This is a genomic window from Sphingomonas sp. (assembly GCF_029239295.1).
Classification (GTDB): Bacteria; Pseudomonadota; Alphaproteobacteria; order Sphingomonadales; family Sphingomonadaceae; genus Sphingomonas.
Window position 1 is genome coordinate 162,053 of sequence record NZ_JAQZBC010000004.1, and the last position, 11,870, is coordinate 173,922.

General features: G+C 65.8%; 9 protein-coding genes. 4 read left to right on the forward strand and 5 right to left on the reverse strand.

Annotated elements, in window-relative coordinates; all coding sequences use genetic code 11:
* The first annotated feature begins 11 nt into the window (after window positions 1–11).
* On the forward strand, window positions 12–971 hold the full coding sequence (locus tag K0S66_RS05680) for a BadF/BadG/BcrA/BcrD ATPase family protein (protein WP_301074222.1): 960 nt from the start codon (window positions 12–14) through the stop codon (window positions 969–971).
* Window positions 968–1,852, forward strand: coding sequence for an N-acetylmuramic acid 6-phosphate etherase (locus K0S66_RS05685; protein WP_301074224.1), 885 nt, complete (start codon window positions 968–970; stop codon window positions 1,850–1,852). The genes K0S66_RS05680 and K0S66_RS05685 overlap by 4 nt, the downstream gene beginning before the upstream one ends.
* Window positions 1,853–1,856: 4 nt before the next feature.
* Here K0S66_RS05685 and K0S66_RS05690 read toward each other — a convergent pair whose 3' ends face one another.
* The 5 genes from K0S66_RS05690 to acnD all read right to left on the reverse strand — a co-directional run bounded on the left by K0S66_RS05690 (window position 1,857) and on the right by acnD (window position 9,530).
* Window positions 1,857–3,281, reverse strand: a complete 1,425-nt coding sequence (locus K0S66_RS05690) for a short-chain fatty acyl-CoA regulator family protein (RefSeq protein ID WP_301074225.1) — start codon at window positions 3,279–3,281, stop codon at window positions 1,857–1,859.
* Window positions 3,282–3,420: 139 nt separating this feature from the next.
* Complete coding sequence (gene prpB, locus K0S66_RS05695; RefSeq protein ID WP_301074226.1) at window positions 3,421–4,341, reverse strand: methylisocitrate lyase; 921 nt, start codon at window positions 4,339–4,341, stop codon at window positions 3,421–3,423.
* Between the two features lie 115 nt (window positions 4,342–4,456).
* Window positions 4,457–5,614 carry a 2-methylcitrate synthase gene (prpC, locus tag K0S66_RS05700; RefSeq protein WP_301074227.1) on the reverse strand — a complete coding sequence of 386 codons (1,158 nt, stop codon included), beginning with the start codon at window positions 5,612–5,614 and terminating at the stop codon, window positions 4,457–4,459.
* Between the two features lie 101 nt (window positions 5,615–5,715).
* Window positions 5,716–6,906 (reverse strand): 2-methylaconitate cis-trans isomerase PrpF, encoded by a 1,191-nt coding sequence (prpF, locus tag K0S66_RS05705; RefSeq protein WP_301074229.1) that lies wholly within the window; start codon window positions 6,904–6,906, stop codon window positions 5,716–5,718.
* Complete coding sequence (gene acnD, locus K0S66_RS05710; RefSeq protein WP_301074231.1) at window positions 6,906–9,530, reverse strand: Fe/S-dependent 2-methylisocitrate dehydratase AcnD; 2,625 nt, start codon at window positions 9,528–9,530, stop codon at window positions 6,906–6,908. The genes prpF and acnD overlap by 1 nt, the downstream gene beginning before the upstream one ends.
* Before the next feature lie 231 nt (window positions 9,531–9,761).
* Here acnD and K0S66_RS05715 point away from each other — a divergent pair, with 231 nt between their 5' ends.
* Together K0S66_RS05715 and K0S66_RS05720 are read left to right on the forward strand one after the other, a co-directional pair.
* Window positions 9,762–10,421, forward strand: coding sequence for an epoxyqueuosine reductase QueH (locus K0S66_RS05715; RefSeq protein WP_301074233.1), 660 nt, complete (start codon window positions 9,762–9,764; stop codon window positions 10,419–10,421).
* Window positions 10,422–10,667: 246 nt separating this feature from the next.
* The gene (locus K0S66_RS05720) at window positions 10,668–11,864 is read left to right on the forward strand and encodes a hypothetical protein (RefSeq protein WP_301074235.1); all 1,197 of its coding nucleotides are present in this window, start codon (window positions 10,668–10,670) and stop codon (window positions 11,862–11,864) included.
* Window positions 11,865–11,870 lie beyond the last annotated feature (6 nt).

Genomic DNA, 11,870 nt, shown 5'->3' on the forward strand with positions numbered 1-11,870 from the left:
GGAATGGGCCGATGGCGGCCAGGACGGACACATTGCCCAGCATGGTGGAATGGTACCTTGGCATCGATGCGGGCGGCAGCCATTGCCGCGGCCGGCTGGTGGATGCCGCCGGAACGATCGTCGGCACCGGGCATAGCGGCCCTGCCAGCACACGCCTTGGCATGGAAGCAGTGCGATCGGCGATCGACGAAGTGATCGATCAGGCGGTGGGGAGCGCCGGCCTGACCCGCGAGGATCGCGGGCGCGTGGCGGCGGGGATCGGCATTGCCGGGATTTCGCGTCCGGGCAGCGCCGCGGCGCTGGAGGCGATGGAGCTTGGGCTCGCCAGCACGGCGTGGGCGTCGGACGCAGTGATCGCCAATATCGGCGCGCATGACGGACAGGACGGCGCGACGTTGATCCTGGGCACGGGAAGCATCGCGCAATTGCGCATCGATGGCGTGGATTGTTCGATCGGCGGCTACGGCTTTCCCATTTCGGACGAGGGAAGTGGTGCGGCGCTGGGTCTATCGGCGATGCGCCATGCGCTACGCGCGCTGGACGGTCGGACCAAGCGGACGCCGCTGACCTGTGCGATCACCGCGCGGTTCGAGGAGATGATCCCGCGCGCCATCGCGTGGATGGATCGCGCAGGGCCGGCCGATTACGCGGCGCTGGCACCGATCGTGATCGACCATGCGGAGCAGGACGATGACATTGCGCGTGCGATCGTGACGGAGGCCGCCGGGCACGTCGAATGTTTCATCGACACGATCTTTGCGCGGGGCGCGCCGGCGTGCGCGATGCTGGGGGGGCTGGCGCCCCATCTTCGCCCGTGGCTGCGCGACCGGACCGCAGCAAAGCTCAGCGAGCCAAAGGGGGATGCGCTGCATGGGGCGTTGCGGCTGGCCGGGTTTACCGGCGCCTTCGCTGTCGACGACGCGCCCGTCGATGAAGGCCAGCGACCGTCAGTGAAGGAGCGTCGTGCGTGAGCACTGAAACCGTTGATCCGCGCTACGCCAGCATCGATCGTTGGCCCGCGTCGAGCGCCGTCGAAGCCATGCTGGAAGGGCAGCTGGCGGCGGTCGCCGCGCTGAAGAGCCAAGTGACGGCGATCGCGGGCGCCGCAGAGGCGGCCGCGCGGCGGCTCGGCGAGACGGGGCGGCTTGTGTATGCCGGGGCCGGCACGTCGGGCCGTGTCGCGGTTCAGGACGGGGTCGAACTGTACCCGACCTATAACTGGCCCCGCGAGCGGCTGCTGTTCCTGATGGCGGGCGGCACCCGCGCGCTGATCGAGAGCGCAGAGGGGGCGGAGGATGACCCGGTTGAAGCGCGTGAGACGGTGGCTGCCTCGTCCCTGACGCCGCAGGATGTGGTGATCGGCGTCGCGGCCAGTGGTCGCACGCCCTATACGGTAGCTGTGATCGACGCGGCGCGTGCCGCTGGCGCGCTGACGATCGGGATCGCCAACAATCCGGAGACGCCGCTGCTGACCGCCGCGGAGCATACCATCCTGGCCGACACCGGAAGCGAGATTGTCGCCGGGTCGACGCGGATGAAGGCGGGTACCGCGCAAAAGGCCGCGCTCAACATGCTGTCGACCACGATCATGGTGCGGCTGGGGCTGGTTCACGCGGGGTTGATGGTCAACATGCGCGTTTCGAACGCCAAGCTGCGGGCGCGTGCCGAGCGCATGATCGTGACGATCGCGGGCGTCGACCAAGGCTTGGCGCGCGAGGCGCTCGCGCGGGGCGGTGATGATGTGCGGCGCGCGGTGCTGATCGCGCGCGGGGCGAGCCCGGCGGCGGCGGCGGCAGCGCTGGCGAGCCACAACGGTAATCTGGCCAGCGCGATGGAAGCGCTGGGCAACTGAGGCGCTAGGGCCGGTCGCTGCCGCTGGCGAAGGCAACCGGATAGGGGGTGAGCGTGCTGCGGTTCTCGTCAGCCGCGACCGCCCGGCCGATCATCGGGAACGCCCGCTGCGGGCAGGCCGTGCGTTCGCACACTTTGCACCCGACACCGATCGGCGTGGCCGCCGACGGATCGCTGAGGTCGAAGCCGCGCGAATAGACGAGCCGGTGCGCGTGGCGAATGTCGCAGCCGAGCGCAATGGCAAAGGTCTTGCCCGGTTCGCCAAAGGCGCCGGCGGTGCGCCGCACCGTCCGCGCGACCCAAAGATACGTTCGGCCGTCGGGCATTTGCGCGACCTGACGCAGGACGCGGCCGGGCTGGGCGAACGCCTCATAGACTTTCCACAAGGGACAGCTGCCGCCCACGCGCGAGAAGTGGAAGTCGGTCGCGGATTGCCGCTTCGAGATGTTGCCGGCGCGGTCGACGCGTATGAAGAAGAAGGGAACGCCGCGCGCTTCGGGCCGCTGGAGCGTCGAGAGGCGGTGGCATATCGTTTCGAACCCGACGCCGAAATGGCGACCCAGTCGTTCGATGTCATAGGCCTGCGCCTCCGCCGTGGCGAGGAAATCGCCATAGGGCAGGAGGAGCGCGCCGGCAAAGTAATTGGCCAGCCCGATGCGCGCGAGGCGCCGTGCCTCGCTGCCGGTGAGGACAGGGCTGCTCGCCAGATCGTCGATCAGGTCGCCGACCTCGAGGAAGGCAAGCTGGGTCGCCATCTGGAACGCCTGCTGCCCCGGGCGAAGGTCCGGCGAGACGTGCAGCACGCGCGTATCGGGATCGTAGCGGCGCTGCACCGAGCCGGGTTGGGCATGGACGACGCGGATGTCATGCAGCCGCGCCAGACGCTCGATCAGCCCCGAATGGACCATCCGCGGGGCGAAACCGGCCTCCTGGTAGAGCCGCTCGGCCGCCTGATCGAGCGGTTCGATGTGGTTGTAATGCGCGTGGAAGAATTCGCGCACCTGTTCGAACGGCATCCGTGCTGAACCGCCGGCGAGCCATTCGTTGCCGAGTTGATCGGCCATCGCCTCGGTCCGCTCGATCATCTCGCGGTGGCGCCGCTGGAGCCCGATCAGGGTGCGGGCGACGGCGGGCATGTTGGTGGCGAGTTCGCGGATCTCGGCGAGCGAGATCGGTTCGGGCGCCTCGGCGAGACTGTCGCGAAGGTCGGTGATGAGGCGGGCCTCTTCATCCTCCGAGAAGAGTTGCACATCGATGCCGAAGACGGCGTTGATCTTCAGCAGCACCGGCACGGTCAGCGGGCGCTGATTCTGTTCGATCTGGTTGAGGTAGCTGGTCGAGATGCCGAGCGCCTGGGCAAGCTCGACCTGTTTCAGCCGCCGTTCCTCGCGCAGCCGCCGCAGCCGCACGCCCATGAAAGTTTTCCGCATGTGCGCCTTTGCACCTTTCGCATCCAGGGGTCGGCGGGGAGCCAGCGTTACCGGATCGTGAGCTTAGCGTTTTGCGGATGTTGCGAAAAGAGAGGAGCCTGCCCGGCCGGCTCGATCCCAGCCGGGCAGACGGGGGGGATCAGCCCTCCTGCGGCATCACGGGAACAACCGTCTTGATGATGCTGGCGTCGAGTTCCTCGAAATCGTGCAAGCCGATCGTGTCGTACAGCTCCTGACGGGTCTGCATCCGGTCGACGTACTTGTGGGTGCCGCCGTTTTCCTTGATCGAGGCGTAGAGCTCTGCCTGCGCCTTGTTGGCGACGCGCAAGGACGAGACCGGCCAGATCACCATCTTATAGCCCATCTCCTCGAACTCGGCCGCGGTGTAGAAGGGGGTCTTGCCGAATTCGGTCATATTGGCGAGCAGCGGCACGTTCGGCATCGCCTTGGCGAACTTCTCGAACATCTCGCGGGTGTTGAGCGCCTCGGGGAAGATCGCGTCGGCGCCGGCCTCGACGTAGAGCTTGGCGCGGTCGACCGCGGCGTCGAAGCCCTCCACGCCGGCGGCGTCGGTACGGGCGACGATGACGATGTCACGCGCGGCCTTCTTCGCGGCGGCAACCTTGGTCGCCATGTCCATCGCTGAGACGAGGTTCTTGCCGTTCAGATGGCCACACTTCTTCGGCAGGATCTGGTCCTCAAGGTGGACCGCGCCGGCGCCCGCGTCCTCGAAGGTGCGGACCATGTGCATGACGTTCAGCGCCTCGCCATAGCCGGTGTCGCCATCGACGAGCAGCGGGAGGCCGGACGAACGGACGATCTGGCGGATGAAGAAGGCAACTTCATCGACGGTGATGATACCGAGATCGGGCAGGCCCATCGAGGCGGTCATCGCCGCGCCCGAGAGGTACAGGCCGTCGAAGCCGGCGTTGCGCGCCTGGATTGCGGCCTGGCCGTTGTGCGCGCCGGGCAACTGGAAGATGCCGGGACGCTCAAGGCCGGCGCGGAAGCGCTTGCCGGCGGATTCGGTGGGGAGGTCGGAGGCGAGGAGGTAAGGCATTGTCGGTCCTTGTTTATTCGACGTCAGATTTGGGTATGCGTCAGCATTTTTTGTAGCTTGGCGCGGCCCTCGACGACGGCCGCGCCTCCGATCCTCTCACTACGTCAGCGGGCGCTTACTTGCGCTCGGCCAGCGGCACCCACTGGAGATCCTCGGGGCCGGTGTAATTGGCCGAGGGGCGGATGATCTTATTGTCTTCGCGCTGTTCGATCACGTGCGCCGCCCAGCCCGAGGTGCGCGCGATCACGAAGAGCGGCGTGAACATCGCGGTGGGGATGCCCATCATGTGGTAGGAGACGGCCGAGAACCAATCGAGGTTCGGGAACATCTTCTTCACGTCCATCATCACCGTCTCGAGGCGGTCGGCGATGTCGTACATCTTGGTCGAGCCTGCCTCGTCCGACAGCTTCTTGGCGACGCGCTTGATCACGACGTTGCGCGGATCGCTGATCGTATAGACCGGGTGACCGAAGCCGATGATGACTTCCTTGGCTTCCATCCGCTTGCGGATATCGGCCTCTGCCTCGTCCGGGTTCTGGTAGCGCTTCTGGATTTCAAAGGCGACTTCATTGGCGCCGCCATGCTTGGGCCCGCGCAGTGCGCCGATTGCACCGGTGATGCACGAGTGCATGTCCGAGCCGGTGCCGGCAATGACGCGCGAGGTGAAGGTCGACGCGTTGAACTCATGCTCGGCATAGAGGATCAGCGAGGTGTGCATCGCCTGCACCCAGCTCTCGCTCGGCGCTTCGCCGTGGAGCAGGTGGAGGAAGTGGCCGCCGATCGATTCGTCGTCGGTCTCGACATCGATCTCCACGCCGTTGTTCGACAGATGGTACCAATAGAGCAGCATCGAGCCGAGGCTGGCCATCAGCCGGTCGGCGATGTCGCGGGCGCCCGGTGCGTTATGATCGTCCTTTTCGGGGAGCGCGCAGCCGAGTGCCGACACGCCGGTGCGCATCACGTCCATCGGGTGAGCGGCGGCGGGGAGCGCGGCGAGCGCCTCCTTCACGGCGAGCGGCAGGCCACGGAGCGCCTTCAGCTTCGTCTTATAAGCCTTGAGCTCAGCCGCATTGGGGAGCCAGCCGTGGACGAGCAGGTGGGCGATTTCCTCGAACTCGGCCGTCTCGGCGAAATCGAGAATGTCATAGCCGCGATAGTGCAGGTCGTTGCCGGTGCGGCCGACGGTGCACAGTGCGGTGTTGCCGGCGGTGACGCCGGAGAGGGCGACGGACTTCTTCGGCTTGAAGGTGGGAGCGGTGGCGGTGTCGGTCATGCTCTTTCAGTCCTCTTTCTGATTTTACGTGTCGCCCGGCGAGGGGCGTGTAACTGGTGCTGCCGTGGCGCAGCCCGCGAGGGTGCGGGCTGGTCGGCTGTTCAGAAGCTTCCCTCGGGAACGCGCACATGGCCTTCCATCAGGATGCGCGCGCTGCGGCTCATGATCGCCTTGGTGACGGTCCACTGGCCATCAACCTGGCGAACCTCCGCGCCGACGCGCAGCGTGCCGGACGGGTGGCCGAAGCGGACCGCCTGACGCTCACCGCCGCCAGCCGCCTGGTTGACGAGCGTGCCAGGGACCGCCGCCGCCGTAGCGATGGCGACCGAGGCGGTACCCATCATTGCGTGATGGAGCTTGCCCATCGACAGCGCGCGGACGAGCAGGTCGATGTCCGCGGCCTTCACGATCTTGCCGCTGGACGAAGAATAGTCGGTCGGTGGCGCGACAAAGGCGATCTTTGGCGTGTGCTGCCGCTTGGCGGCTTCCTCGGGCGACTTGATAAGGCCCATCTTCATCGCGCCGATCGTGCGCAGCGCCTCGAACCGGCGCAGCGTATCCGGATTGGAATTGATCGCCTCCCGCAGTTCGGTGCCGGTGAAGCCGATGTCGGCGGCATTGACGAAGATCGTCGGGATGCCGGCGGTGATCATCGTTGCCTTGAGCTTGCCGCCCGGCACGATTTCCTCCGGCACGTCGAGCTCGTCGATGAGATTGCCGGTCGGGAACATCGAGCCGCCCTCTTCGCCGTCGTCGGCGGGGTCGACGAATTCGAGGACGATCTCGGCCGATGGGAAGGTGACGCCATCGAGTTCAAAGTCGCCGGTTTCCTGCACTTCCCCATTTGAGACGGGGACGTGGGCGATGATCGTCTTGTTGATGTTCGCCTGCCAGATGCGGACGGTGCACATGCCGTTTTCGGCGCGGTTCGCATCGACATAGCCGGCGTGGATCGCGAAGGCGCCCGCGCCGGTGGAGAGGTTGCCGCAATTGCCCGACCAGTCGACGAAATCGGTGTCGATCGACACCTGACCGTAGAGGTAGTCGACATCGTGACCCGGCTGGCTGCTGGGGGAGATGATGACGCACTTGCTGGTGCTGGACGTCGCGCCGCCCATGCCGTCGATCTGCGCGGCATAGGGATCGGGGCTGCCGATGACGCGCTGGAACAGCTTGTCGCGCGCGGGCCCCGGAACCCGGGCGGCTTCGGGCAGATCCTCCAGCCGGAAGAACACGCCCTTGCTGGTGCCGCCGCGCATATAGGTGGCGGGGATGCGGACCTGTCCGGCCATCAAGCGGCCTCCGCTTCCGAGGCCAGGAAGTCCTGCGCGAACCGCTGCAGCACGCCGCCGGCCTCGTAGATCGAGACTTCCTCTGCGGTGTCGAGTCGGCAGGTGACGGGCACTTCGACCGTCTCTCCATTCTTGCGGTGGATGAGGAGCGTCAATTCCGCACCCGGGCGACGCTCACCGACAACGTCATAGGTTTCGGTGCCGTCGAGACCGAGCGTCAGACGCGTCGTGCCCGGTTTGAACTCGCACGGCAGCACGCCCATGCCGATGAGGTTGGTGCGGTGGATACGCTCGAACCCTTCGGCGACGATCGCCTCCACACCGGCGAGGCGAACGCCCTTTGCCGCCCAGTCGCGCGACGAACCCTGGCCGTAATCGGCGCCGGCGATGATGATGAGCGGCTGCCGGCGCTCATGGTAGGTTTCCATCGCCTCCCACATGCGCATGACGACGCCATCGGGCTCGACGCGGGCGAGGCTGCCGCGCTTCACCTGGCCGTCGACCACCGCCATCTCGTTGACGAGCTGCGGGTTGGCGAAGGTCGCGCGCATTGCGGTGAGGTGATCGCCACGGTGGGTGGCGTAGGAGTTAAAGTCCTCCTCCGGCACGCCCATCTTCGCCAGATATTCGCCTGCTGCGGACGAGCGCAGGATCGCGTTCGATGGCGAGAGGTGGTCGGTGGTGATGTTGTCCGGCAGGATCGCCAGCGGACGCATGCCCTTCAGCGTACGCGGATGCGCCGCGAGCGCACCGACGCCCTCGGTATCCCAATAGGGCGGGCGGCGGATGTAGGTGGAGGTCGGGCGCCAATCGTACAGCGGGCTGATCTTCTCCGCCGAGCGGGCGCGGGCGCCGAACATCGGCTCATAGACCGAGCGGAACTGCTCCGGCTTTACATGCGCGGAAACGATTGCGTCGATCTCTTCATCGGTCGGCCACAGATCCTTGAGGCGGATCTCCTTGCCGTCGACGACGCCGAGCACGTCCTGTTCGATGTCGAAGCGGATCGTGCCGGCAATCGCATAGGCCACCACCAGCGGCGGCGAGGCGAGGAACGCCTGCTTGGCATAGGGATGGATGCGCCCGTCGAAGTTGCGGTTTCCGGAGAGGACGGCAGTCGCATAGAGATCGCGATCGATGATCTCCTTTTGGATCGTCGGATCGAGCGCGCCAGACATACCGTTGCAGGTCGTGCAGGCGAAGCCGACGATACCGAAGCCGAGCTTCTCCAGCTCCGGCAGCAGGCCCGATTCCTCCAGATACAGACGCGCGACGATCGAGCCGGGCGCGAAGCTGGTCTTCACCCAGGGCTTGCGGACTAGGCCAAGATCGTTGGCCTTCTTCGCGACGAGGCCAGCGGCAACGACGTTGCGCGGGTTCGAAGTGTTGGTGCAGCTGGTGATCGCGGCGATGATGACCGCGCCGTCGGGCAGCAATCCCTGGCGCTCTTCTGCCTGGGCGGCGGCCAGCCCCACGGCGATGCCGCTTTCCTCGAGCGCCGACGTGGGAAGGCGACGGTGCGGGTTGGACGGACCGGCGAGGTTGCGGACTACTGTCGAGAGGTCGAATTCGAGCACGCGTTCGTACTGCGCGGCCGTCAGCGCGTCGGCCCACAGGCCGGTGTGCTTGGCATAGGTTTCGACCAGCTTGACCTGCGCGGGCTCGCGACCGGTGAGCAGGAGATAATCGATCGTCTGCTGATCGATGTAGAACATCGAGGCGGTGGCGCCATATTCCGGGCACATGTTGGAAATGGTCGCGCGGTCACCGATCGTGAGGCTTTCCGCACCATCGCCGAAGAATTCGAGCCACGCTCCGACCACTCGCTCCTTGCGGAGGAATTCGGTGATCGCGAGCACGATGTCGGTCGCAGTGATGCCCGGCTGGCGCTTGCCGGTGAGCTTCACGCCGACGATGTCGGGCAGGCGCATCATCGACGCGCGGCCAAGCATGACCGTTTCCGCCTCAAGCCCGCCGACGCCGATGGCGATGACGCCCAGCGCATCGACGTGCGGGGTGTGGCTGTCCGTGCCGACGCACGTGTCAGGGAAGGCGACGCCGTCGCGCAGCTGAATGACGGGCGACATCTTCTCCAGATTGATCTGGTGCATGATGCCATTGCCGGCCGGGATCACGTCGACGTTCTGGAACGCCTCCTTGGTCCATTCGATGAAGTGGAAGCGATCCTCGTTGCGGCGATCCTCGATCGCGCGGTTCTTTTCGAACGCCTGCGGATCGAAGCCGCCATGCTCCACCGCAAGGCTGTGATCGACGATCAGCTGGGTCGGGACGACCGGGTTCACCTTCGCCGGATCGCCGCCCTTGTCAGCAATGGCGTCGCGCAGGCCGGCGAGGTCCACCAGCGCTGTCTGGCCCAGGATGTCGTGGCAGACCACGCGGGCGGGATACCAGGGGAAATCGAGATCGCGCTTGCGCTCGACGATCTGGGTCAGCGCATCGGTGAGCAAGGCGGGATCGCAGCGGCGCACGAGCTGCTCGGCCAGGACGCGCGAGACATAGGGCAGGCCGTCATAGGCGCCGGGGCGGATCGCCTCGATCGCCTCACGCGTGTCGAAGAAGTCGACGTCGCTGCCGGGAAGCTGTTTGCGGAAAGCTTTGTTCATGGGCGAATCTCTACCTGGCGTTGCTCGGCGCACAGGAACGAGGCTCTAGACCCGGGCGTGCGCGTCGCGTCGTACGATCACGGTCCCTTCATTTGTGCATTATCCGCAAGGACGCAACCCATGGCGTCCGGCGAAAGGGCGAAGATCGGCGGATACGTGCTGCTGGCGCTGCGAACTTTGCGAAGATCGTGCTTTTGCCCTCCGCCGCGACTTCCCGTATATCGCCGCCTTATGACCGAGATCGAACGCCCCCTGCTGACGCCGCCCGATGGCCACAAGAAAGTGCTGCTGCACAGCTGTTGTGCGCCGTGTTCGGGCGAGGTGATGGAAGCCATGACGGCGAGCGGGATCGATTACACGATCTTCTTCTACAATCCGAACATTCACCCCAAGGAAGAGTATCTGCTGCGCAAGGAGGAGAATATCCGCTTTGCCGAGAAACACGACGTGCCGTTCGTCGATGCCGATTATGACACGGTAAACTGGTTCAAGCGCGCCAAGGGGATGGAGCAGGAGCCGGAGCGGGGTGTCCGCTGCACCATGTGTTTCGATATGCGGTTCGAGCGTACGGCGCTTTATGCCTATGAGAATGGCTTTCCGGTCATCACCTCGTCGCTCGGCATCTCACGCTGGAAGAACATGGCGCAGATCAACGACAGCGGCGAGCGCGCGGCGTCACACTATCCCGACCTGAGCTATTGGACGTTCAACTGGCGCAAGGGCGGCGGTGCGGCGCGGATGATCGAGATTTCCAAGCGCGAGCATTTCTACCAGCAGGAATATTGCGGCTGCGTCTATTCGCTGCGCGATACTAACGCCCATCGCGTGTCGCAGGGGCGGCCGGAGATCGAGATCGGGAAGCTGTTCTACGGCGCCGATGAAGCGCCTTGAGCACGTGAGGAACTGAGCAGCGGGTACCCGCGCGAGCGGTTCAAGATGACCGGGCGCGCGTACCGTATGGGTCGGAATGCGCGGTTGTCGCGAAGCTGACGCTATCGCTGGCTATTGGCGGGCGTCGTGTCGCTTCTGCTCGCACAGGGGGGCGTTGTGCCCTGCTAGCAAATCCATTCGCATCGTGTCGCGCCTTCGCGCGTTCTGTCCTGATCCTTGCGTTGCCACGATTGGAATTTCGTCCCGATGACCATTTCCGCCGCCTGCCTCGGCTTTCCGCGGGTCGGCGCGCGTCATGAACTGAACGGTGCGACCGAAGGCTATCTGGCCGGCAGGCTCAGCGCGGACCAGCTGCAGGACGCGGCGAAGGGACTGCGCGCGGCAGGGTGGGAGCGGCAACGGCAAGCGGGGGTTGATGTGATCCCCTGCAATGACTTCTCACTCCATGATCAGGTGCTGGATACCAGCGTGATGGTGGGTGCCATCCCCGACCGATACCGGCCGGTCGGCCCGCCCGGTTCGCTCGACCTTGCTTTTGCGATGGCGCAGGGGGGCGGCGTAGTGCCCAGCGAGGTTCAGGCATCGCAAACCGCGCAATGGTTTGAAACCAGCGACCAGTACATCGTGCCCGAGGTGTCGCCCGACCAGCAGTTCGCGCTGTCGACGCGCAAGGTGCTAAACGAATTCAACGAGGCGAAGGCGCTGGGATATCATTGCCGGCCGGTGATCCTGGGGCCGGTCACCTTCCTGCATCTCGCGAAATCCACCGATCCTAGCGTCGATCCGCTGTCTCTGCTGAACCGCTTGCTGCCGGTGTATGCCGAGCTGTTGCTGCAGCTGAAGCTGGCGGGCGCAGACTGGGTGCAGATCGACGAGCCGGTGATGGTGCGGGACATGTCGGCGGCGGTACGCGCCGCGCTGCGGACGACCTACTGGTCGCTGGCGGGACGGGGCGCCCCGAAGATCATGCTGGCGACCTATTTCGGGGCGATCGGGGACAATCTGGATGCCGCACTTGGCTTGCCGGTGGCGGGGCTTCATCTCGACCTGGTGTGTGCGCCGGAGCAACTGGCGCTGGTGCTGGGGGCGGGGCGACAGGATCTCGTACTGTCGCTGGGAGTGGTGGACGGACGCGAAGCCGCTCGCTCGGACCTTGTCGCCATCCTTGATCGGCTGGAGCCGCTGGTTGGAAAGATCGTGATCCAGATCGCGCCCTCCTGCTCGCTGGGGCGTTCACCGGTCCATGGGGGCTCGGACACGCCTCCAGATCGGACAAGCGCGGATTGGCTGGCGCTTGCCACGCGGAAGCTGGAGGAAGTGGCGACGTTGAGCGTGGCGCTGCGTCGCGGGCGCGGGCAAGTGGCTGACGCGCTGGCTGACAATGCGGCGGCCATGGGTGTCCTGGCGCAAGCAAGCGAGCGGCGGCGCGCAGACCGGATGTGAATGGCC